Genomic DNA, 23,044 nt, shown 5'->3' with positions numbered 1-23,044 from the left:
AGCGTAGAGACTAGGGGCGTGGACAACGTGTATCGCCCCCGTCGAACGTGTCTTTCGGTTCCGGGCAGCAGCGACAAGATGATTGAGAAGGCCAAGACGCTGGCCGCCGATCAGGTGTTCCTCGACCTGGAGGACGCGGTGGCCACCGACGCGAAGGCCGAGGCCCGGACCCGGGTCGCCGCGGCACTGGCCGGACCGGGCTGGGCAGGCGGATCGCTGCGCGGGGTGCGTGTCAACGATTGGACGACACCGTGGACCCATGCCGATGTCATCGAGGTGGTGGCCGGCGCCGGGGCGCAACTGGACATCATCGTGCTGCCCAAGGTGTCCGATTCCACCCACGTGCATGCACTGGACATGCTGCTCACCCAGTTGGAGAAGACCCACGGTCTGCCGTTGGGCCGCATCGGGATCGAGGCGCAGATCGAAGATGCGCAGGGCCTGACGAATATCGACGCCATCGCCGCCGCGCCGCGGGTGCAGGCATTGGTGCTCGGCCCCGGTGACATGGCGGCCAGCCTCAACATGCGCACGCTGGAGGTCGGCGGGCAACCCGAGGGGTACGACATCGGCGACGCTCACCATCATGTGTTGATGCGGATCCTGGTGGCCGCCCGGGCACGCGGCCTGAATGCGATCGACGGGCCCTATGTGAAGGTGCGCGATGTCGACGGGTTCCGGCGGGTGGCGGGCCGGTCGGCCGCGCTCGGTTATGACGGCAAGTGGGTGCTGCACCCGGACCAGATCACCGCAGGCAACGAACTGTTCAGCCCGCGGCAGGCTGATTACGATCACGCCGAACTGATCCTGGAGGCCTACGAGTGGCACACCTCCGCGGCCGGCGGCGCGCGCGGAGCGGTGATGCTCGGCGACGAGATGATCGACGAGGCCAGCCGCAAGATGGCGCTGGTGGTCGCGGGTAAGGGACGCGCGGCAGGGATGACGCGTTGCAGTGCGCCCTATCGACCGCCCGCCTAGACCAGGCTGAAGCCGCTGGCGACGACGCCGATCCACAGCAGGATCATCAGCACCAGGCCGGCGGTGACCAGACCGCCGATGATGGCCGCGGCCAGGGCCAGACCGTATCCGTCCTGGCCGGTGCGCTTGGTCTCGCGCATGGCGATGACGCCGAGCACCAGGCCCGCGACCGACGGGACACCACAGAACAGCAGGCCGATCAGGGCAGCGATCAGCGCGCCGACCGCCTTGCCGTTGGTGCCGAGCGGCTTCACCGGCCGGTAGGGGTCGTAGCCGGGGTAGCCGGGGTAGCCGGGCGGCGGGTAGCCGGGTGCGACGGGGAATCCGGCGTGCGGTCCGGGGTAGATCGGTGGCGGCAGACCCGGATCGGCCGGGTAGTCCCAGGGTGCGTTCGGGTCGCCGGGAGGCGGCTGCGCAGGGCCCTCGCTCACAGCACCGCGACGGCGATGATGAAGCTGAACACCAGCGTCAGCGCGCCGACCGCGATGCCCGCCACCGCGAGGCCATGGCCGCCCTGGGGGTTCTGCTTGATCTGGTTGAGCGCGACGAAGCCGAGCACGATGCCGATGATCGAGCCGATCCCGCAAAGGACTCCGGCAAGGGAGGCGATCAGCGAGCCGATGGCCAGGGAGTTCGTGCCGGGCTGCGGCGGAGGCCCGTAACCCCCGTAGCCGGGCACGGCGCCGTAGGGGGGTGCCGGCGGGTAACCCGGCGGCGGCCCGCCATAGGGGGACGCACCGTAGGGCGGTGCCGGCGGGTAGCCCGAGGGCGGCGGTGCGCCCTGGGGTGCGCCGTAGCCGGGAGGCGGCGGGGGATAGCCGGTGGACGAATAGTCCGGTGGGGTGAATCCGGGCGGGGGATAGCCCGCGGGCGGGTCGGGCTGCGAATAACTCGGCGGGGCGTCATAGCCGCCGTACGCAGGCGGTGGGGAGTAATCGGGGTAGCTCGGCGGCGGTGCCGGCTCACCGGGCGCCTGCTCGATCGGCGGCGCCTCGTAGCCGCCGGAGGCCGGCTCGGAAGCACTGTCGGCGGCATTCGGTTCCGAGCCGGAACGTGCATCCGATGGTGGGGTTGACCCTGCGTTCTCACCCGGATTGGTCATCCTGCAAACCTAGCGTACGTGCTGGTACCCGGGGTGATTCGAGTGCGGGGCGGCGCCGCGTGCGGGCCCGCCGGGGGCTAGGGTTGTGGCATCGAACCCGCAGGTTGCGTGCCCGTCTGCACAGGTCGTGCAGCGCTGACGCGAACGAAGGAGAACGAGTAGCTATGACCGGTCCCCTCCAGCCCGGCAAGGACCCCGTCGGCAGACCGGGTGTGCGTGGCCCGTCGGCATTGCCGACCCCACCCAAAGGGTGGCCGATCGGGGCCTACCCGACCTACGCCGAGGCGCAGCGCGCGGTGGATTACCTCTCCGATCAACAGTTTCCGGTGCAGCAGGTGACCATCGTGGGTGTCGACCTGATGCAGGTCGAGCGGGTGACCGGCCGACTCTCATGGCCCAAGGTGCTCGGCGGGGGCGTGCTCTCGGGCGCCTGGCTGGGTCTGTTCATCGGTCTGATTCTCGGGTTCTTCAGTCCGAGCCCGTGGGGTGCATTGGCCACCGGGCTGATCGCCGGTGTGTTCTTCGGTCTCATCACCTCGGCCATTCCGTATGCGATGGCCCGCGGCACAAGAGATTTCAGCTCGACGATGCAACTCGTCGCGGGCCGCTATGACGTGCTGTGTGACCCGCAGAGCGCGGAGCAGGGGCGGGATCTGCTGGCGCGCTTGACGATCTGATGGGCGACGCGCCCAGGGAACGGTTGCATATTACGCGCTTGTAGCCCTAGGTTTGCCCCGCGGGATGTTCTCGCCCGGAGCCGCTCCGGCGGTGCCATCAACGCAGACGGAGGCCGGAAGTGCTGAAGCGACGACTCTGCGCCGGGGTGATGGCCGCGCTGACGGTCGGTTCGGTGGTCACGGCGTGCGGCGAGGCCGAGGACGGCATCGTCATCAGCTACTACACACCGGCCAACGAGATGGCAACGTTCACCGCGGTGGCCCAGAAGTGCAACGAGCAGCTCGGCGGCAGGTTCACCATCAAGCAGGTTTCGTTGCCCAAGGGCGCCGATGATCAACGTCTGCAGCTGGCTCGCCGGCTCACCGGTAACGACAAATCGCTGGACGTGATGGCCCTCGACGTGGTGTGGACGGCCGAATTCGCCGAAGCCGGTTGGGCGTTGCCGTTGTCCGACGATCCCGCGGGCCAGGCCGAATCCGATGCCACCGCCAACACGTTGCCCGGCCCGCTGGAGACTGCCAAGTGGCAGGACAAACTGTATGCGGCGCCGATCACCACCAATACTCAATTGCTCTGGTACCGAGCAGATTTGATGTCCGCACCGCCCTCGAACTGGGATGCCATGGTGGCTGAGGCGAAGCGTCAGTACGCCGCGGGCGGCCCCAGCTGGATCGCCGTGCAGGGCAAGCAGTACGAGGGTCTGGTCGTGTGGTTCAACACGCTGCTGGAAAGTGCCGGGGGCCAGGTGCTCTCCGATGACGGCAAGACCGTCACGCTGACCGACACCCCCGAGCACCGGGCGGCCACCGTCAAGGCGCTGCAGATCATCAAAGACGTTGCCACCGCGCCGGGTGCGGACCCGTCGATCACCCAGACCGATGAGGGCACCGCACGCCTGGCGCTGGAGCAGGGCAAAGCCGCGCTCGAGGTGAACTGGCCGTTCGTGCTGCCGTCCATGCTGGAGAACGCCGTCAAGGGCGGCGTCGCGTTCCTGCCGCTCAACGAGGACCCCGCCCTGGCCGGCGCGATCAACGAGTCCGGCAGCTTCTCGCCGACCGACGAACAGTTCGACATAGCCTACGAGGCCAGCAAGAAGGTCTTCGGTTTCGCGCCGTTCCCGGGGGTGCGCGACGGTGAGCCGGCCCGGGTAACCCTGGGTGGTCTGAATCTGGCCGTCGGCAAGAACACCCAGCACAAGGCCGAGGCGTTCGAGGCCATCCGGTGCCTGCGCAATGTCGACAACCAGCGCTACACGTCGGTCGAGGGTGGTCTGCCCGCGGTGCGGGCGTCGCTGTACGACGACCCGGCGTTCCAGGAGAAATACCCGCAGTACGAGATCATCCGTCAGCAGCTCACCAATGCCGCGGTGCGCCCGGCGACACCGGTGTACCAGGCGGTGTCGACCCGGATCTCCGCCGCGCTGGCGCCGATCACCGATATCGATCCCGAGCGCACCGCTGATGAACTGGCCGAGCAGGTACAGAAGGCCATCGACGGCAAGGGGCTCATTCCGTGACCACCCAGACCCAGGGCAGCGATGACACGCGCGCCGAACGGCGGTTGGCCTTCTGGCTGATCAGCCCGGCCGTCTTCCTGATGCTGGCGGTGACGGCCTACCCGATCTTCTACGCCGTCTGGCTCAGCCTGCAGCGCTACAACCTCGCCGCACCCGATGACGTCGAGTTCATCGGCCTGGAGAATTATCAGACGATTCTCACCGACCGGTACTGGTGGACGGCGTTCGCCGTAACGTTGGGCATCACCATCGTGTCGGTGGCCATCGAGTTCGTGCTCGGTATGGCGCTTGCACTGGTCATGCACCGCACCATCTTCGGCAGGGGAACGGTGCGCACCGCGATCCTGGTGCCCTACGGCATCGTGACCGTCGCGGCGTCCTACAGCTGGTACTACGCCTGGACACCCGGCACCGGATATCTGGCCAACCTGCTGCCGACCGGCAGCGCGCCGTTGACCGAACAGCTTCCGTCGCTGGCGATCGTGGTGCTCGCCGAGGTGTGGAAGACCACGCCGTTCATGGCGCTGCTGCTGCTGGCCGGTCTGGCGCTGGTTCCGCAGGATCTGCTGAACGCGGCACAGGTGGACGGGGCCGGCGCCTGGAAGCGGTTGACCAAGATCATCATTCCGCTGATCAAACCCGCCATCCTGGTGGCGCTGTTGTTCCGCACCCTGGACGCGTTCCGCATCTTCGACAACATCTATGTGCTGACCGGCGGCGCGAACGACACCGGGTCGGTGTCGATCCTCGGTTACGACAACCTGTTCAAGGCGTTCAACCTCGGCTTGGGTTCGGCCATCAGCGTGCTGATATTCCTCTGCGTCGCGGTGATCGCCTTCATCTTCATCAAGATCTTCGGTGCGTCAGCACCCGGCGCGGACGAGGAGGGCCGCTAGATGGCGGAGAACGTGGGTGCCCGCCGCGCGACCGGTTGGGCCGTCATCAATGTCATCGTCGTGCTGTACGCCTTGTTCCCGGTGCTCTGGATCCTGTCCCTGTCGTTGAAGCCGACGTCAACGGTCAAGGACGGCAAGCTCATTCCATCCGAGATCACCTTCGACAACTACAAGGCCATCTTCGAGGGCAACATCTTCACCTCGGCGCTGGTCAACTCGATCGGCATCGGCCTGATCACCACGTTGATCGCGGTCGTCATCGGCGGCATGGCCGCCTATGCGATTGCGCGGCTGGCCTTCCCGGGCAAGAAGGTTCTGGTCGGGGTGGCCCTGCTGATCGCGATGTTCCCTCAGATCTCCCTGGTGACACCGATCTTCAACATCGAGCGCCGGCTCGGACTGTTCGACACCTGGCCGGGCCTCATCATTCCTTACATCACCTTCGCGTTGCCGCTGGCGATCTACACCATGTCCGCGTTCTTCAAGGAGATCCCGTGGGATCTGGAGAAGGCCGCCAAGATGGACGGCGCCACGCCGGGGCAGGCCTTCCGCAAGGTGATCGCACCGCTGGCGGCGCCCGGCATCGTCACCGCGGGCATCCTGGTGTTCATCTTCGCGTGGAACGACCTGCTGCTCGCGCTGTCGTTGACGGCGACCGAGCGGGCGATCACCGCGCCGGTGGCGATCGCGAACTTCACCGGCAGCTCGCAGTTCGAGGAGCCGACCGGCTCGATCGCGGCGGGCGCGATGGTCATCACCGTGCCGATCATCATCTTTGTGCTCATATTTCAGCGACGGATCGTGGCCGGGTTGACCTCCGGCGCGGTGAAGGGGTAATTCATGGCCGAGATCGTGCTGGAGAACGTGTCCAAGAGCTACGCCGGCGGTGCGGCGGCGGTGAAGGACCTGTCGCTGACCATCGCCGACGGCGAATTCATCATCCTGGTCGGGCCGTCCGGGTGCGGTAAGTCGACCACCCTGAACATGATCGCGGGCCTGGAGGACATCAGCTCCGGAGACCTGCGCATCGGCGGCGAGCGGGTCAACGACAAGGCGCCCAAGGACCGCGATATCGCGATGGTCTTCCAGTCCTATGCGTTGTACCCGCACATGACGGTCCGACAGAACATCGCGTTCCCGTTGACGCTGGCCAAGCTCGGCAAGGACGAGATCGCGCGCAAGGTCGAGGAGACCGCAAGCATTCTCGATCTGGCCGAGCTGCTGGATCGCAAGCCCGGGCAGCTGTCCGGCGGGCAGCGTCAGCGCGTGGCGATGGGGCGGGCGATCGTCCGTAACCCCAAGGCGTTCCTGATGGACGAGCCGCTGTCCAACCTGGACGCCAAGCTGCGCGTGCAGATGCGTACCGAGATCGCGCGCCTGCAGGACCGGTTGGGCACCACCACGGTGTATGTCACCCACGATCAGACCGAGGCGATGACGCTGGGGGACCGGGTGGTGGTGATGCTGGCCGGCGTGGCGCAGCAGATCGGCACCCCCGAGGAGCTCTACAACACCCCGACCAATCTGTTCGTCGCCGGTTTCATCGGCTCGCCCGGCATGAACTTCTTCCCGGCGACCCTGACCGACGGTGGTATCAAGCTGCCGTTCGGTGACGAGGTGGTGCTCACCGATGAGGCGCAGCGGATCCTCGGGCAGCATTCCAAGCCCACCAACGCGATCGCCGGTCTGCGTCCCGAGCATTTCGACGACGCCGCGCTGGTCGATTCCTACACCCGCATCAAGGGTCTCACCTTCGAGGTGGACGTCGACCTGGTGGAGTCCCTGGGCGCCGACAAGTACCTGCATTTCCGCATCGAGGGGTCCGGTGCGAAATCGGCTCAGCTCGCCGAACTTGCCGCCGAATCCGGCGCCGGCGAAAACGAATTCGTGGCACGGGTTTCGGCCGACTCGAAGGTCTCTGCCGGCAAGAAGGCGGAGCTGGCGGTGGACACCTCCAAGCTGATCATCTTCGACGGTGACACCGGGGTGAATCTTTCCATCCCGCCCGCCGGCTAGTGGTCGACGTACCAGCCGAGGTGCGTAACCGGCTGCGGGCGCACTTCACCGCGGCCGGTGTGCTCGCCGAGCCGGCCGAGGCGAGCGTCACCTTCCTGGGCGCGGACCGGATCTCGGTGCTGCGCTACGGGCCCGACGGCGGCGGCGTCAACCACTTTGTCTCGGTGGGCTGTTCGCGCTACCCGATGGTGGACCCGACCAACTTCGTCACCGACACCGAGCACGGGCCGCGGGCCGAAGTGGTGGTGTCACTGCGACCACCGAGCCCGGCCGGTCTGGCCCGGTCGATGGCGGTGCTGGCGGCCGCGCCGTCGGTGGAGGGCCTGGTGCTGGAACCCGACGCACTGATCGACCTGAGCGGACCGCTGTTCGAGGGCGCGCCGTTCACCGCATTCCTGTTGGGCCCCAGCACCATCGACGATGTCGCGCTGCCGGACCCGCTGTCCGACGTGACGATCCTGCAGGCCACCCCGATCACGCCGACCGAGGCGGCCTGGGTGCGGCTCAAGGGCGCCGAGGCGATGCGCGAGGCGTGGCGCACCGACGGCGTCGACGTGTTCGACGCGAACCGGCGGGCCTCCGAGCCGTCCTAGCCCACGTCTAGAGCCAGTGGTTGCGCCGGAACGTCCGGTACAGCAGTGTGCACACGCTCAGCATGAGCAGCAGCACCGCCGGGTAGCCCCACGGCTGGTGTAATTCGGGCATGTAGTCGAAGTTCATCCCGTAGATGCCGGCCAGCGCGGTCGGCACCGCGGCGATCGCCACCCAGGCCGAGATCTTGCGCATATCGGTGTTCTGCTGCATCGAGACCTTGCCGACCGCAGCCTGCACCAACGAGCTGAGCACCTCGTCATAGCCCTCGATGCGGTCGGCTGCCTTGATCGTGTGGTCGAGCACGTCGCGCATGTAGCGCCTGACCTCCTTGGAGATCAGGTCATTGTGATCGGTGGTGATGCGCTGCAGGTCGGTGGCCAGCGGGCTGACGGCCCGGCGAAGCTCGACGACCTCGCGCTTCATCAGGTAGATGTGCTCGATCTCGGTGGCGCTGTTGGGGGAGAACACGTTCTCCTCCATCTCGTCGATATCCTTCTCGACGAGGTCGGTGACGTCGAGGTAGTCGTCGACGACATGGTCGGCGATGGCGTGCATGACGGCGTACGGGCCCAGCTTGCAGCTCGTCGGGTTGGTGTCGATGTGCTTGCGCACCGCGGCGAGTCCACCGTGCTCGCCGTGCCGAACCGTGACGACGAAATCGGCGCCGACGAACACCATGATCTCGCCGGTCTCGACGATTTCGCGGGTCTTGGCCACCGAGTCGTGCGCCACGTACTTGACCGTCTTGAGGACCAGGAACAGGGTGTCGTCGTAGCGTTCCAGCTTGGGGCGCTGGTGGGCGTGCACCGCGTCCTCGACGGCCAGTTCGTGCAGACCGAACACCTCGGCCACGGCCTGCATCTGATGCTCGTCGGGTTCGTGCAGGCCGATCCAGACGAACGCGCTGCCGCCGTCGGCCTCGATCTCGTGCACCTTGTTCAGCGCCGCCGCGTGGGTGTATTTGCCCGGCAGGCGGACACCGTCGCAGTAGACGCCGCAGTCGACCATCGCCTGCGAAACCGGCACGTGGATGCCGGATGCGTCCGCAGCGGTAGTGACCCGGCGTCCCGCCGGCCTCAGCATCGACGGTGGCAGGGGGCGGAAAGACGGCATCGCGACCTCCATCGTCTAGGGCCGCGACCGCGTGCCCCGTGGCCGAATGTTACTCGTCAGTCGCGTTTCCAACCTCTCACGGTCAGGGAACCGGTGCCTGTGAGTTCCTTGGGTGAAGTAACGTGACGGCCGTGTCGGAATTGGTCAAGACCCCACAGGTTGTCATCGATGACGCGGAGATCTTCGCGGCCCACGAGGGGGGCAAGCTCTCGGTTGAACTGAAGGAACCGCTGGACACCCAGCGCGCGCTTTCCATCGCCTACACCCCGGGCGTCGCACAGGTGAGCCGCGCCATCGCCGCCGACGCCACCCTGGCCAAGAAGTACACCTGGGCGAACCGCCTGGTTGCCGTGGTCAGCGATGGCAGTGCGGTGCTCGGCCTCGGCGATATCGGCCCGGCGGCCTCGCTTCCGGTCATGGAGGGCAAGAGCGCGCTGTTCAAGACCTTCGGTGGGCTCAACTCCATCCCGATCGTGCTCGACACCAAGGATCCCGACGAGATCGTCGAGACGCTGATCCGGCTGCGGCCGACGTTCGGCGCGGTGAACCTGGAAGACATCTCCGCACCCCGGTGCTTCGAGATCGAGCGCCGCGCCATCGAGGCGCTGGACTGCCCGGTGATGCACGACGACCAGCACGGCACCGCCATCGTCGTGCTCGCCGCGCTGCTGGGTGCGGTCAAGGTGCTCGAGCGCGACATCCACGATCTCAAGGTCGTGGTGTCCGGCGCCGGCGCGGCCGGCGTCGCCTGCACCAACATCCTGATCAACAGCGGTATCACCGACATCGTGGTGCTGGACAGCAAGGGCATCGTGGAGAGCGGTCGCAGCGACCTGAACTCCTTCAAGGCCGAACTGGCCCAGCGCACCAACCCGCGGGGGCTGACCGGCGGGGTGGCCGAGGCGCTCAGCGGCGCCGATGTCTTCCTGGGGGTATCGGCGGGTCTGGTCCCCGAGGAGCTCATCGCGACGATGGCGCCGGGCGGCATCGTGTTCGCGCTGTCCAACCCCGACCCGGAGATCCATCCCGACGCCGCGCGTAAGTACGCCTCGGTGGTGGCCACCGGTCGCAGCGACTTCCCGAATCAGATCAACAATGTGCTGGCCTTCCCCGGTGTGTTCCGGGGCGCGCTGGACGCCGGTGCGCGCCGCATCACCGAGGAGATGAAAGTCGCTGCCGCGCATGCGATCTTCTCGGTCGTCGGCGATGACCTCGCGACCGACCACATCGTGCCGAGCGCACTGGACCCGCGGGTGGGTCCCGCGGTTGCCGCCGCGGTCGCGGAAGCCTCCGGCGTCTGAGATCCGGTCGACGATGCGGCGGTTGGCGGTCGCGCTGGTCGCGCTGCTGATCGCCGGGTGCGGTGGGCAGACGCCGCCACCGGCGTCGGTGTCGGTCGGCGCCGACGGTCAGTCGGCGCTGCTCGCGCACCTGTATGCCGCCGCGTTGCGCTATTACGGCAGCCCGGCGCATGTGCAGAACACGCCGGATCCCTTGGCGGCGCTGGATTCCGGTGACATCGACGTCGCACCGGCGTTGACCGGTGACGTGCTGGCCCGGTTCGCGCCGGACGCGCCGGCACGGTCGGCGGCCCAGGTGTACCGCGCCATGGTCGGCGCGCTCCCGGAAGGGCTGGGCGCCGGTGACTATGCCGACGGCGCATCCGACAAACCGGTCGTCGTGGTGACCGGGCCGACCGCTGCCGACTGGGGTGCTCGTGACGTCAGCGCGCTGATCACCCGGTGTGATGCACTGAAACCCGGTGTGGTGGAAGGGGTTCGGGTGCCGGAATCGTTCGGCACCTGCACGCCGGCCGCGCCCGAGGAGTTTCCCGACGCCGAGGGGCTGTGGGCGGCGTTGCGCGGCGGTGAGATCGACATCGCCTGGAGCTCGGCGGCGGCACCGGATTTCCCCGAGGATCTGACCATGCTGTCGGACCGGACGGCACTGATCCGCGCCGAGAACGTGGTGCCGGTTTTCCGGCGGAACACCCTGAGCCAGATGCAGTTACGTTCGGTCAACGAACTGGCCGGTGTGCTCGACACCGACGCCCTGGCGCAGCTGCGCGCAGAGGTGGCCGCCGGCGCCGAGCCGGGGGCGGTGGCCAATGCCTGGTTGGACACCCACCCGCTCGGCCACTAGATCACTTCGGGATGAGGCCGTTGGCCACCGTGGAGAACAGCTTCTGATAGCCCGAACCGGTGATCCGGACGAACACGTCGAGGATTTTCGCGTCGGCGCCGACCAGTACCCGGGCGCGATCCTTGCGGACCGCCTCCAGGATGATCTTGGCTGCCCGCTCGGGTGAGGTCTTGGCCAGCTTCTTGTCGAAGGCGTTGGCCATCTTCTGCACGTCGATACCCTCGGCGGCGGTGGCATTGCGTGCGATCGCGGTCTTGATGCCGCCGGGGTGAACGCAGGTCACCTTGACCGGATGCTTGGCCACGGCCATCTCCTGGCGCAGGGCCTCGGTGAATCCGCGCACCGCGAACTTCGCCGCGTTGTAGGCGGCCTGGCCGGGCACCGAGAAGATGCCGAAGAGGCTGGAGACGTTGACGACGTGCCCGTCACCGGATTCGATCAGGTGCGGCAGGAAGGACTTGGTGCCGTTGACGACGCCCCAGAAGTCGACGTCCATGATCCGCTCGATGTCCTTGTAGGAGCTGACCTCGATATCGCCGGAGTATGCGATACCGGCGTTGTTGTAGATCTGGTTGACCTTGCCGAAGTGTTCCTTGACCGATGTGGCGTACAGCTCGAAGGCCTCACGCTCGGTGACATCGAGGCGATCGGACTTCACGGGTGCGCCGATGGCCTTCAGTCGCTCCTCGGTGACCGCCAGCCCCTCGGTGTCGACATCGCTGATCGCCAGCTTGGCGCCCGAGCGGCCGAGTTCGACGGCCAGTGCCTGCCCGATGCCCGAGCCGGCGCCCGTCACGACGCAAACTTTTCCGGCAAAGCCCTCCATGCGCACACTCCTGTCGTGACCAACTGTTGTTCGATTGTGTTCGACCTTAGCCGTTACCGGCGGTACCGCAGCCGACCGGGTCGGTCCGTTCTCCACGAACGCGGTGACGAGGTCGGCGAACTCGTCGGGCCGCTCGATCTGCGGCATGTGTCCGGCGCCGGCGAACAGGTGGACCTGAGCGTCGGGAAACTGCCGGCGGGCCGCGCCGAGGTGCACCGCGGGCAGGATACGGTCGCGGTCACCCCAGATCAACAGGGTGGGGCGGGGATGCGCGGCCACCGCCGCCAGCAGATCCTCGCGCCACTGTGGGCGGACTCCGCGCGCGGTGCCGAGCTGGTTGGCGATCTCGTGCAGAAACGTCCCGGCGCCGGGCTGCGCAGCGATCCGCAGCGCATGCTCGACGCGTTCGGGGGTGGCCAGTGCCGGGTCGGCGAAGATCCGGCGTTCCATCAGCCGGGCGCCGGCCGCGGTGCTGTGGGTGGCGGCGTAGCGGCCGAGCCCGGGCAGCGACAACATCTTCAGCAGCGGGGTGACCTCGGCGCCGAAACCGGCGCTGTTGACCAGGGTCAGGCTGGCGACCCGGTCGGGGTGGTTGGCCAGGAGCTGCATGGCGACCGCACCGCCGAGCGAATTGCCGATGACGTGGCATGCCCGGGTTTCGCCGAGCTCGGCGAGGGTGCCGGCCACCCCGTCGGCCAGGGCGCCCAGATCGGCGGGTCCCTCCCGGCGGGCCGAGAACCCGAACCCCGGCTGGTCCGGGGCGATCACATAGAACCGTTGCGACAGTCGTTCCACCTGCTCGGTCCAGTCCTCGAGGCTGCGCGAGATGCCGTGCAGCAACAGCACCGGCGTGTTCTGGGGGTCACCGGCTGTATGGACTCGGACGGCACGGTCATCGACCGTCAGAAGGCGCATCCAACCATGATGTGACAATCATCTCGCGAAGCCCAGTGGCAGAACGCATCTCATTGGACTACCGATGGTGCATTTTGTGCGCTCCGGTGTAACGATGCCCGCGCTCGCAGCGATGCCCCCATCATGATGCGTTTGCGATTCGCGGTTGCCGCCGGTGCCGTCCTGTCCGCCGGTCTGCTGGCCGCCGCCCCCGCCCAGGCCGATCCGGCCACCGACTTCCTGAACACCCTGGACGGGTCGGGCCTGAGCGGCATCAACCCGGCCGACGCCGTCTCGGCGGGGCAGTCGGTGTGCCCGATGCTGGCAGACGGCGGCCAGAACCTCGCCGATGTCGCCGGGCAGGTCTCGGACACGATCGGGCGTCCGCTCGGGCCGGCCACCATGTTCACCGGGTTCGCGATCTCGGCGTTCTGCCCGGGCGCGATGACGTCCCTGGCCAACGGTGAGTCGCCGATCCCCGGTCTTTTTTAACCTCGAAAGCGAAGAAGGTCGCGAGAATCATTCGGATTCTCGCGACCTTCTTCACGTTGGGCGGACTTACGGCGCGAACGCCTCGTCGATGATCTCCTGCTGCTCGACCGCGTGCACCTTCGAGGAACCCGAGGACGGAGCCGACATCGCGCGCCGGGAGATGCGCTTGATCCCGGTCAGCTTCTCCGGCAACAACTCCGGCAGGGAGAGCCCGAACGTCGGCCAGGCACCCTGGTTGGCCGGCTCCTCCTGCACCCAGAAGTACTGCGACACATTGGGGTATTCGTCGAGGGTGGCGTTCAGCCGGCGCCGCGGCAGCGGGTAGAGCTGCTCGATGCGGATGATCGCCACGTCGTCGCGCTTCTCCTTGGCCTTGCGGGCCACCAGCTCGTAGTAGATCTTGCCGCTGGTGAGCAGCACCCGCTTGACCTTCGACCGCTCGCCGATGCCCTCTTCGTAGGTGGGCTCCTCTAGCACCGAGCGGAACTTGATCTCGGTGAAGTCCTTCACCTCGCTGACCGCAGCCTTGTTGCGCAGCATCGACTTCGGGGTGAAGACGATCAGCGGCCGGTGGATACCGTCGAGGGCGTGCCTGCGCAGCAGGTGGAAGTAGTTCGCCGGGGTCGAGGGCATCGCCACGGTCATCGAGCCCTCGGCGCACACCTGCAGGAAGCGCTCGATACGGCCCGACGTGTGGTCGGGACCCTGGCCCTCGTGACCGTGCGGCAGCAGCAGCACGACATCGGAGAGCTGGCCCCACTTGGCCTCGCCGGAGGAGATGAACTCGTCGATGATCGACTGCGCGCCGTTGACGAAATCGCCGAACTGGGCCTCCCACAACACGATTGCGCCGGGGTTGCCCACCGAGTAGCCGTATTCGAAGCCCACCGCCGCGAACTCGGACAGTGCCGAGTCATACACCATGAAGCGGCCACCGGTCGGGTTGCCGTCGGTATCGACGGTCAGCAGGTCCAGCGGCGTGAACTCGGCGCCGGTCTTGCGGTCGATGATCACCGCGTGACGCTGGGTGAACGTGCCACGCCGGACGTCCTGCCCGGTGAACCTGACCGTCTTACCTTCGGAGACAAGCGAACCGAGGGCCAGCAACTCGCCGAACGCCCAATCCACCTTGCCCTCGTAGGCCATCTCGCGGCGCTTCTCCAGCACGGGCTGCACCCGGGGATGGACATTGAAGCCCTCCGGTGCGGCCAGGTGCGCGTCACCGATGCGGGCCAGCACGGCCTTGTCGACGGCGGTGTTCAACCCCTTCGGGGTCTGCTGGTCGGATTCCACCGATTCGCTCGGCTCGATCTCGTGCTTCTCCAGCTCGCGGACCTCGTTGAACACCCGCTCCAGTTGGCCCTGGTAGTCGCGCAGCGCGTCCTCGGCCTCCTTCATCGAGATGTCACCGCGGCCGATCAGTGCCTCGGTGTAGGTCTTGCGGACGCCGCGCTTGGTGTCGATCACGTCGTACATGCCGGGCTGCGTCATCGACGGGTCATCACCCTCGTTGTGCCCGCGGCGGCGGTAGCACAGCATGTCGATGACGACGTCCTTGCCGAACTGCTGCCGGAAGTCCATGGCCAGCTTGGCCACCCAGACGCAGGCCTCGGGATCGTCACCGTTGACGTGGAAGATCGGCGCGCCGACCATTTTCGCGACGTCGGTGCAGTACTCGCTGGAACGCGAGTCGTGCGGTGAGGTGGTGAAGCCGATCTGGTTGTTGACGATGATGTGGATGGTCCCGCCGGTGCGGTACCCGCGCAGCAGCGCCAGGTTCAGGGTCTCGGCGACCACACCCTGACCCGCGAAGGCGGCGTCGCCGTGCAGCATCATCGGCACCACCGAGAAGGCCTCGTGCCCCTCGGGGGAGGCGAAGTCGATCAGGTCCTGCTTGGCGCGGACCAGTCCCTCCAGGACCGGGTCGACGGCCTCCAGGTGGCTGGGGTTGGCGACCAGCGACACCGCAATGTCGTTGTCCCCGAACATCTGCAGGTAGGTACCGGTGGCGCCGAGGTGGTACTTCACGTCACCGGAACCGTGCGCCTGGCTCGGGTTCAGGTTGCCCTCGAACTCGCCGAAGATCTGCGAGTAGGGCTTGCCGACGATATTGGCCAACACGTTGAGCCGGCCGCGGTGCGGCATGCCGATGACGACCTCGTCGAGGCCGTGTTCCGCGGCCTGGTCGATCGCGGCGTCCATCATCGGGATGACGGTCTCCGCGCCCTCCAGCGAGAACCGCTTCTGCCCGACGTACTTGGTCTGCAGGAACGTCTCGAAGGCCTCGGCCGCGTTGAGCTTGCTCAAGATGTACTTCTGCTCGGCGACCGTGGGCTTGGCGTGCTTGGTCTCGACGCGCTCCTGAATCCACTTCTGCTGCTCGGGTTCCAGGATGTGGGTGTACTCCACACCGGCGTGCCGACAGTAGGCGTCGCGCAGCACCGAGAGCACATCGCGCAACTTCTTGTATTCGGCACCGGCGAAACCGTCGACCTTGAACTCGCGATCCAGATCCCACAGCGTCAGGCCGTGGGTCAGCACGTCGAGGTCTGGGTGGCTGCGGAAGCGCGTCTTGTCCAGCCGAAGCGGGTCGATATCGGCCATCAGGTGACCACGGTTGCGGTAAGCCGCGATGAGCTCGATGATCCGGGCGTTCTTGTCGAAGATCGAGTCCGGGTTGTCGATACGCCAGCGCACCGGCTCGTACGGGATCCCCAGCTCCATGAAGATCTCGTCGTAGAACTCGTCGTCGAGCAACAGGGTGTGGATCGTGCGCAGGAAGTCACCGGATTCCGCACCCTGGATGATGCGGTGGTCATAGGTGGAGGTCAGGGTGATCAGCTTGCCGACGCCGAGCTCGGCGATACGCTCCTCGCTGGCGCCCTGGAACTCGGCCGGGTATTCCATGGCGCCGGCGCCGATGATGGCGCCCTGGCCGCGCATCAGGCGAGGCACCGAGTGCACGGTGCCGATGGTGCCCGGGTTGGTCAGCGAGATGGTGACGCCACCGAAGTCCTCGGCGGTGAGCTTGCCGTCGCGGGCACGCCGCACGATGTCCTCGTAGGCCGCGATGAACTGGCCGAACTTCATCGTTTCGCAGCGCTTGATGGCCGCGACGACCAGCGTGCGGTTGCCGTCCTTGCCGGGCAGGTCGATGGCCAGGCCCAGGTTGGTGTGCGCGGGGGTGACGACATTGGGCTTGCCGTCGACCTCGGCGAAATGCCGGTTCAGGTTCGGGAACTTCTTGACCGCCTGCACGATGGCGTAGCCGAGCAGGTGGGTGAAGCTGATCTTGCCGCCGCGGGTGCGCTTGAGGTGGTTGTTGATCACCACGCGGTTGTCGATCATCGCCTTGGCCGGGATGGCCCGCACGCTGGTGGCCGTGGGCACGTCCAGCGAGGCGTTCATGTTCTTGACGACGGCGGCCGAAGCGCCGCGCAGCACGGTGTTCTCATCGCCCTCGGCCGCGGGGGCGGCGGCTGCGGGCTTCTTGGGGGCCGGGGCCGGCTCCGCCTTCTTGGCCGGGGCTGCGGCCTTCGGCGTCGAGGCTTCGGACTTCGGAGCGGCCTTCGCCTCCGTCTTCGCCTCCGTCTTGGTCTCCGTCTTTGCCTCAGCCTTTGCCGGGGCCGACGGGGCGGGTGCGGCCTTTGCGGGGGCCGACGCCTTGGCCGCGGCGGGCTCGGATTTCTGGGCCGGGGTGTCCATCGACTCGGGGGCGTAGTCCACCAGGAACTCGTGCCAACTCGGATCCACCGACGAAGGATCCTCGCGGAACTTGCGATACATCTCTTCGACGAGCCACTCGTTCTGTCCAAAAGGTGATGGTGAACTGCTCACAGCAGCGTTTCGCCCCGATTCCTCTGTCCCGGCAGGCGAAGTCCGGCGTCGCCCGCGCGCTGTTTGTCTACGGTTGCCCGCATTTGGCCGACTAAAGGCTACGCCTCGGAACACACCCCCACCACGAGAGTGCTACTTGTCACTCCAGCTGGGCCGAAGGCAGCACGTGTAGGGTCGACGGCCACCTCGGCGGCGGGCTGCCGAACGCGAGGGTCGCATTCTTGACGATTCGCTTGCCCATCAAGCGGTTACCGACACCTCCGACGACGGCGCCCACACCCACCGGCAGCAGTTTGCCGAACGCGATGGCCCCGCGCTTGAGGGCGTACTTCTTGACGAAGTACTTCACCAGCCGGTTGTTCAGCTGAGACACCGCGGGCAACGGCAGGGTCGCGGCCCCGTCGGAGATCCACGCCCCGCTGGTGCGACCGCCGCCGACCAGATCGGCCACCGCACGCTTGCCGTCTTCGCCGACGAGGACGGCCAGCACCAAAGCCCGCCGCCGTTCCCGGTGTTCGGCGGGAATGCCGTGCACCTCGGCGACCGCCAGCACGAACACCGCCGTCGCCTCCAGGAACACCAGGGTCTCCCCGGCGACCGCAGACATCGCCACCAGCGTGCCGATACCCGGGAACGCGGCGGCCGAACCGACCGCCGCGCCGCTGGCCATCACCGCGGCCAGGTAGTGCTTCTCCAGCGAGGTGATGATCTCGGCCGGCGTCGCATCGGGCCGCTGCTTGCGCATCCGGTCCACATACGCGGTGACGGCGGGCGCTTGCAGCCGTGTGCTGCGTTCGAGGATCTGGGACAGGGCCTTGGCAGCGGCACTGGGGTCTTCGTCAGCCCCCTCGCGGACCGCGGGCAGATTCTTGCTGCTGGACCGAGCGTTCATCGGTGGTTCTCCCATCGCATCCCCGGGATCGGCTCCCACGGTGCCTGTCGAATACCCAGGTTAGTGCTCATTCAACGAGCGGGGGTGCAGTCCGGGTGCCCGCCCGCGCAGTGACGGCGGTCACCGGCCGATCGGGGAAGAAAAAACCACGATGCGACGCTGGCCATAGTCGTGGCAACATCCCTGGGCGTGACAACCGAGCCAGTGGCGCCCAACAGGCTCCGGATGATCACCGTCCTGGGACTGATGATCGCGCTCGGTCCGCTGACCATCGACATGTACCTGCCCGCGCTGCCGCGTATCGCCGAGGACCTCTCGGTGTCCTCGTCGGTGGTGCAGTTGACGCTCACCGGCACGCTGGCCGGGCTGGCCTTCGGGCAGCTCATCATCGGGCCGCTCTCGGATTCGCTGGGGCGACGCGTTCCGCTGATGGCCGGTATCGCGTTGCACATGGTGGCCTCACTGGTGTGCCTGTTCGCGCCGAACATCGAGGTGCTCGGCGCCGGGCGGGTGCTGCAGGGATTCGGCGCCGCCGCGGCGGCCGTGGTGGCCGTCGCCGTCGTCGGCGACCTCTACGTGGACTCCGCGGCCGCCACCGTGATGTCCCGGCTGATCCTGGTCCTCGGTGTTGCGCCCGTCATCGCGCCGTCCCTGGGCGCGGTGGTGCTGCTGAAGGCGTCGTGGCACTGGATCTTCGCGGTGCTCGTGGTGCTGGCTGGGCTGCTGTTCCTGCTGGCCGCGCTGGCGCTACCCGAGACGCTGCCGATATCCCATCGGCGCCCGCTGCACGTGCGCTCCATCGTCGCCACCTACGGCGAACTGCTGCGCGATTTCCGTTTCGTCACGCTGGTGCTGGTGGCCGCGCTGAGCATGGCCGGGCTGTTCGGCTACATCGCCGCGGCGCCGTTCGTGCTGCAGGGCGACTACGGGCTGAACCAGCAGTCCTTCGCGCTGGTGTTCGCCGCCGGCGCGATCATCCTGATCGGCGCCACCCAGTCCAATGTGGTGTTGCTGCGCCGGTTTGCGCCGCAGGCGATCATGCTCGTCGCACTGGTCGTCTCCGTCATCGCCGCCATCGTGTTCGTCGTGCTCGCGGTGACCGGGGTGGCGGGACTGGCCGGCTTCCTGGGGCCCGTGTTGGTCATCCTGGGCGGGATGGGCCTCGTCCTGCCCAATGCGCCCGCCGTCGCGCTGTCACGGCATCACGATGCCGCGGGCACCGCGGCCGCATTGCTGGGCGCCGCGCAGTTCGGGCTGGGTGCGGTGACCGCGCCGGTGGTGGGCATGCTCGGCAACAACGAGTTCGCGCTGGCGCTGGTGATGCTGGTCGGGTCGGCCATCGCGTTGGCGGCCATGGTGTTCGTCGGCGTGCCGTCGCGTGCTGAGCACGTCGCGGGCGAGCCCGCGGTACTCGGCGATCCGCTTTCCGAACCGGCCTGATCGCCGGCCGCCCGGTTTCGTGGTGTGACCGGCCCTGACTTGTCGGGATTCGGGTGGGTCCGTAGCGTCGGGCAGATCGCCGATCTCCCGATGACCAAGTAGATGTCCGAGAACCTCACCGACCGACGCGCGCCCGAGGCCCCCCGGCTGACCGAGGGGGCCCGCCAGGCCAACCCGTGGCATGCCCTCTGGGCGATGCTCGTCGGGTTCTTCATGATCCTGGTCGATTCCACGATCGTCGCCGTCGCCAACAAGCGCATCATGGAGGCGCTGAACACCGACTACGACGGTGTCATCTGGGTCACCAGTGCCTACCTGCTCGCTTTCGCCGTGCCGCTGCTGGTGGCGGGCCGCCTCGGCGACCGTTTCGGCCCGAAGAACCTGTACCTGATCGGGCTGGCGGTCTTCACCGCCGCCTCGTTGTGGTGTGGGCTGGCCGGCTCCATCGAGGTGCTCATCGCGGCGCGGGTGTTGCAAGGTCTCGGCGCCGCGCTGCTGACGCCGCAGACGTTGTCGATGATCACCCGGATCTTCCCGGCCGCCGGCCGGGGCGTGGCGATGAGCGTCTGGGGCGCGACGGCCGGAGTGGCCACCCTGGTCGGTCCGATCGCCGGCGGACTCTTGGTCGACGGACTGGGCTGGCAGTGGATCTTCTTCGTCAACGTGCCGATCGGCATCATCGGTCTGGGCCTGGCGCTGTGGCTGGTGCCGACCCTGCCCACCACCCTGCACCGCTTCGACATCCTGGGTGTCGCGCTGTCGGGCCTGGCGATGTTCCTGATCGTCTTCGCGCTGCAGGAGGGCCAGTCGCACCAGTGGGAGCCGTGGATCTGGGCGGTGATCGCGACCGGAGCCGCACTGCTGGTGGCCTTCGTCTACTGGCAGTCGGTCAATCCCCACGAACCGCTGATCCCGCTGACTATCTTCCGTGACCGGAACTTCACGCTGTCCGCCCTCGGTGGCGCCGTCATCGGTTTCGTGGTGACCGCGATGATCCTGCCGGTGATGTTCTACGCGCCGGTGGTGGCGGGCCTGTCCTACACCCGCTCGGCATTGCTGACCGCACCGATGGCGATTGCCTCCGGTGCGCTGGCGCCGCTGGTGGGGCGCATCGTCGACCGCACCCACCCGACGCCGGTCATCGGGTTCGGCTTCTCCACGGCGGCCATCGCGCTGACCTGGTTGTCGTTCGACCTGACGCCGGCGACGCCGATCTGGCGGCTGCTGTTGCCGCTGACTGCGATGGGTATCGGTATGGCGTTCATCTTCTCGCCGCTCGCGGCGACCGCCACCCGGAACATGTCGCCGGAGTCCGCGGGTGCGGGATCCGGGGTCTACAACGCGACGCGGCAGGTGGGCGCGGTGCTCGGCAGCGCCGCGATGGCGGCGTTCATGACAACCCGGATCAGCGCGGAACTTTCCGCCGCGGGAGTCGAGGTGACCGCCGACGGGCCGGCCCCCGCGTTGCCCGGGGCACTGCACGGCGCCTTCTCCGAGGCGCTGGCGCAATCACTGTTGCTGCCGGCGTTCATCGCCCTCGTCGGCGTGGTCGGTGCGATCTTCCTGCGCGGCTTCGCGACCGGGCCGATCGCCCCGAGTGCGGTCGTGCAGGTACCGGAGGTGCAACCGGTCGACGAGCAGCACTCCCTCGACGAGCACTGGGACGACGAAGACGATTACGTCGAGTACACGGTCGACTGGCCGCGGGCGACCCGCGCCGCCGACCCGCCGACCGATCTGATCCCGGCAGTCAGCGACGAACCCGTCGAGCCGCCCACCGATCGTCTCTATGAGCATGTCGAGCATCCACTGCATGCGCCCGCCGACACCTGGCATCCCGGGCCGGTCGAGACATGGGAGCACGTCACCGACGAGGCGGAGCCGGTCCAGGAGCCGGAACCCGAGCCCGAGCCCGTTCCCGAGCCCGAGGAGCTGCCCCACGACGCGGCGTGGCGCAGCATTCTCGACGATCTGCTGACCGCCCCGGCCGACGATCAAATCGGTCACGCGCGCAACGGTTTTCACACCGACCAGCAGGGCTGGTTCCAGCCGCTGGAAGCGCCTTCGGCTCATGAGCAGGCCGAGTCCTCCGGCCGGCATTCCCGGCCGAGTCGCGGCCGGCACTCCCGCGAGGACTGATCCGCGGGGCGCCGTGCTGGCGGGCCCGGCGGCGTGTGGTGCCGCCGGACCCGCTGTGCGGGCGGTGTTCTCTGTGGAGTTGTCAAGGTGCTGTGCGGGTTTGGTTATGCGGCGGTGGGTAGGTCGGTCATGGTGCGTCGGGCGTGGGATCTCAGGTGTGCCGGTTCTGGTTCGGCCGGGTCATGGGGCGGGATGAACCAGGGGTGGCGGTCGGGGCCGAGGTAGACCTGCCAGCCGCCGTGGTGGATCGCGGTGTGGTGCAGACGGCACAGCAGCACCCCGTTGTCGATGCTGGTGTGCCCGCCGCTACTCCAGGGTTGGATGTGGTGGGCGTCGCACCACGACACCGGCCGCCCGCAGCCGGGGTGCGCGCAGCCACCGTCGCGGACGGCCAACCCTTTACGGATCGCGGGTGTGAACAGCCGCTCGGCGCGCCCGACGTCCAGTGGGGCGCCGGCACCGTCGACGATCACCGAGGTCAGGGTGCTGTCACAGGTGATGAGGTCGGCGGTGCGGGTGCTGACCGGCCCACCGAATCCGAGAAAGTCCACGCCTGGTGCTGCGGCGGGGCGGGTGAGGGTGACGTGCGGGAGCACGCCCCCGCTCATCGGGCGCAGGGAGCTCGACAGGTAGGTCCGCATGATCTGACCGAAGGCGTCGGCGCGGCGGCGCCCGGTCGGGCGTGGGTCCGGTGACCCGTCGGGCAGCGGGATGGGCCGGCACAACGGGTCCAGCGCGGCGAGCAGTTCTTCCGCGGTGAGTGCGTCGAGATCCAGGCTGGCCGCGACCCGCCCGTCGTCGGTCTGCGTCAGGGTCATGTCGTTGAGGTCGGTGTTTTCGGCGACCGGCACCGTCCCGTCGTCGACCGGCCGGGTTTTGGCTGTGGCGATGGCGATCGCCCGGGCCTTCTTATCGACACCAGAGGGGGTGGTCTCAATCATCAGCTTCGTCACGACCTCGGCCCGGTCCTCATCAGACAACGCCACCCGATTGTGGATGTGGGCGACTCCTTTGCCGATGGCGTCGGCGAACTCGATACCGATCCCACCGAGCCGCTGCAACTGCGTCAACGCGGGCAGGGTGTGCGCGGCCCGCCCCACCCGGGCGGCCCGGTACGCCGCGCCGGGCGCCACACCCAGACTGGTCAGCAGGTCGGCCCCGGAGCCTAGGTGTTTACGTGCTGGAATCCCAAGGCGCTCAGCAGCGGCCACTGTCTGGGCGATCACATGATCGAACAGATTGCGCAAGGTCACCGCCGCCGCCAACACCGACAGCAAGGGCTGCTCATCAACGATCCGGCGCGGAGAGTCCAACAGATCAAACAACCGGCGATCGGCACCGTCATCGGGCGGCGGCGCAACAGCAAGATCATCGATCAGCGCATCAATGAACGTATTGAGATGGGTGGCGTCCATAGGGATACCGACTTTCACAGAAGGTGCCCCAAGGGGCACGATCAGTCACAACGGTCCGCACAGCCCGAAAGGGG

The 23,044-nt window shown here is 67.6% G+C and carries 19 protein-coding genes and 1 pseudogene; 12 read left to right on the top strand and 8 right to left on the bottom strand.

Annotation, left to right across the window (positions count from 1 at the left end):
- Nucleotides 1–18: 18 nt before the first annotated feature.
- Entirely contained in the window at nt 19–978 is a 960-nt protein-coding gene (locus C6A86_RS21090; RefSeq protein ID WP_105361546.1) for a CoA ester lyase, read from the top strand.
- On the opposite strand, the gene C6A86_RS21085 is transcribed toward C6A86_RS21090, so the two are convergent.
- A complete protein-coding gene (locus tag C6A86_RS21085) occupies nt 975–1,409 on the bottom strand; it encodes a DUF4190 domain-containing protein (protein WP_105361545.1) in 435 nt (144 codons plus the stop codon). The two genes, C6A86_RS21090 and C6A86_RS21085, sit on opposite strands and share 4 nt — an antisense overlap.
- A complete protein-coding gene (locus tag C6A86_RS21080) occupies nt 1,406–2,080 on the bottom strand; it encodes a DUF4190 domain-containing protein (RefSeq protein ID WP_311100844.1) in 675 nt (224 codons plus the stop codon). Before C6A86_RS21080 ends, C6A86_RS21085 begins: the two co-directional genes overlap by 4 nt.
- Before the next feature lie 164 nt (nt 2,081–2,244).
- Between C6A86_RS21080 and C6A86_RS21075 the strand changes: the two genes are divergently transcribed.
- From C6A86_RS21075 to C6A86_RS21050, 6 genes are all read left to right on the top strand, one after another.
- A complete protein-coding gene (locus C6A86_RS21075; RefSeq protein ID WP_105366805.1) occupies nt 2,245–2,757 on the top strand; it encodes a general stress protein in 513 nt (170 codons plus the stop codon).
- A gap of 119 nt (nt 2,758–2,876) precedes the next feature.
- Complete coding sequence (locus C6A86_RS21070) at nt 2,877–4,274, top strand: ABC transporter substrate-binding protein (RefSeq protein WP_105366804.1); 1,398 nt, start codon at nt 2,877–2,879, stop codon at nt 4,272–4,274.
- A complete protein-coding gene (locus tag C6A86_RS21065) occupies nt 4,271–5,170 on the top strand; it encodes a carbohydrate ABC transporter permease (protein WP_105366803.1) in 900 nt (299 codons plus the stop codon). Before C6A86_RS21070 ends, C6A86_RS21065 begins: the two co-directional genes overlap by 4 nt.
- 12 nt (nt 5,171–5,182) lie before the next feature.
- Entirely contained in the window at nt 5,183–6,007 is an 825-nt protein-coding gene (locus C6A86_RS21060; RefSeq protein WP_199196482.1) for a carbohydrate ABC transporter permease, read from the top strand.
- 3 nt (nt 6,008–6,010) lie between these two features.
- Nucleotides 6,011–7,186: an ABC transporter ATP-binding protein gene (locus C6A86_RS21055; protein ID WP_105366801.1), complete on the top strand. Its 1,176-nt coding sequence runs from the start codon at nt 6,011–6,013 to the stop codon at nt 7,184–7,186.
- Nucleotides 7,186–7,779, top strand: coding sequence for a suppressor of fused domain protein (locus C6A86_RS21050; RefSeq protein WP_105366800.1), 594 nt, complete (start codon nt 7,186–7,188; stop codon nt 7,777–7,779). The genes C6A86_RS21055 and C6A86_RS21050 overlap by 1 nt, the downstream gene beginning before the upstream one ends.
- 7 nt (nt 7,780–7,786) lie before the next feature.
- Here the strand turns inward: C6A86_RS21050 and corA are convergent, their stop codons facing one another.
- Entirely contained in the window at nt 7,787–8,893 is a 1,107-nt protein-coding gene (gene corA / locus C6A86_RS21045; protein WP_105366819.1) for a magnesium/cobalt transporter CorA, read from the bottom strand.
- A 131-nt stretch (nt 8,894–9,024) separates the two neighbouring features.
- Here corA and C6A86_RS21040 point away from each other — a divergent pair, with 131 nt between their 5' ends.
- Both C6A86_RS21040 and C6A86_RS21035 read left to right on the top strand, forming a co-directional pair.
- Nucleotides 9,025–10,194 (top strand): NADP-dependent malic enzyme, encoded by a 1,170-nt coding sequence (locus C6A86_RS21040; RefSeq protein ID WP_105366818.1) that lies wholly within the window; start codon nt 9,025–9,027, stop codon nt 10,192–10,194.
- Between the two features lie 13 nt (nt 10,195–10,207).
- Nucleotides 10,208–11,035 (top strand): glycine betaine ABC transporter substrate-binding protein, encoded by an 828-nt coding sequence (locus C6A86_RS21035; protein WP_105366799.1) that lies wholly within the window; start codon nt 10,208–10,210, stop codon nt 11,033–11,035.
- Nucleotide 11,036: 1 nt separating this feature from the next.
- On the opposite strand, the gene C6A86_RS21030 is transcribed toward C6A86_RS21035, so the two are convergent.
- Together C6A86_RS21030 and C6A86_RS21025 are read right to left on the bottom strand one after the other, a co-directional pair.
- Nucleotides 11,037–11,861, bottom strand: a complete 825-nt coding sequence (locus tag C6A86_RS21030; protein ID WP_233213303.1) for an SDR family oxidoreductase — start codon at nt 11,859–11,861, stop codon at nt 11,037–11,039.
- Between the two features lie 171 nt (nt 11,862–12,032).
- Nucleotides 12,033–12,776: pseudogene (locus C6A86_RS21025) on the bottom strand (alpha/beta fold hydrolase); the annotation flags it as partial.
- A 123-nt stretch (nt 12,777–12,899) separates the two neighbouring features.
- Between C6A86_RS21025 and C6A86_RS21020 the strand changes: the two are divergent.
- Nucleotides 12,900–13,247 (top strand): DUF732 domain-containing protein, encoded by a 348-nt coding sequence (locus C6A86_RS21020; RefSeq protein ID WP_105366797.1) that lies wholly within the window; start codon nt 12,900–12,902, stop codon nt 13,245–13,247.
- 66 nt (nt 13,248–13,313) lie between these two features.
- Here the strand turns inward: C6A86_RS21020 and C6A86_RS21015 are convergent, their stop codons facing one another.
- Nucleotides 13,314–17,033, bottom strand: a complete 3,720-nt coding sequence (locus tag C6A86_RS21015; protein ID WP_396835370.1) for a multifunctional oxoglutarate decarboxylase/oxoglutarate dehydrogenase thiamine pyrophosphate-binding subunit/dihydrolipoyllysine-residue succinyltransferase subunit — start codon at nt 17,031–17,033, stop codon at nt 13,314–13,316.
- Between the two features lie 190 nt (nt 17,034–17,223).
- Nucleotides 17,224–17,976, bottom strand: coding sequence for a hypothetical protein (locus C6A86_RS21010; RefSeq protein WP_105366817.1), 753 nt, complete (start codon nt 17,974–17,976; stop codon nt 17,224–17,226).
- A gap of 225 nt (nt 17,977–18,201) precedes the next feature.
- Between C6A86_RS21010 and C6A86_RS21005 the strand changes: the two genes are divergently transcribed.
- Together C6A86_RS21005 and C6A86_RS21000 are read left to right on the top strand one after the other, a co-directional pair.
- Nucleotides 18,202–19,416, top strand: a complete 1,215-nt coding sequence (locus C6A86_RS21005) for a multidrug effflux MFS transporter (protein WP_105366795.1) — start codon at nt 18,202–18,204, stop codon at nt 19,414–19,416.
- 102 nt (nt 19,417–19,518) lie between these two features.
- On the top strand, nt 19,519–21,555 hold the full coding sequence (locus C6A86_RS21000) for an MFS transporter (RefSeq protein WP_105366794.1): 2,037 nt from the start codon (nt 19,519–19,521) through the stop codon (nt 21,553–21,555).
- Nucleotides 21,556–21,659: 104 nt separating this feature from the next.
- Here C6A86_RS21000 and C6A86_RS20995 read toward each other — a convergent pair whose 3' ends face one another.
- The gene (locus C6A86_RS20995; RefSeq protein ID WP_105366793.1) at nt 21,660–22,970 is read right to left on the bottom strand and encodes an HNH endonuclease signature motif containing protein; all 1,311 of its coding nucleotides are present in this window, start codon (nt 22,968–22,970) and stop codon (nt 21,660–21,662) included.
- Between the last annotated feature and the right edge of the window lie 74 nt (nt 22,971–23,044).

The sequence above is a fragment of the Mycobacterium sp. ITM-2016-00316 genome (assembly GCF_002968335.2).
GTDB lineage: Bacteria > Actinomycetota > Actinomycetes > Mycobacteriales > Mycobacteriaceae > Mycobacterium.
The sequence above is the reverse complement of the archived record's forward strand: the minus strand, read 5'-3'. Positions and strand labels throughout refer to the sequence as shown.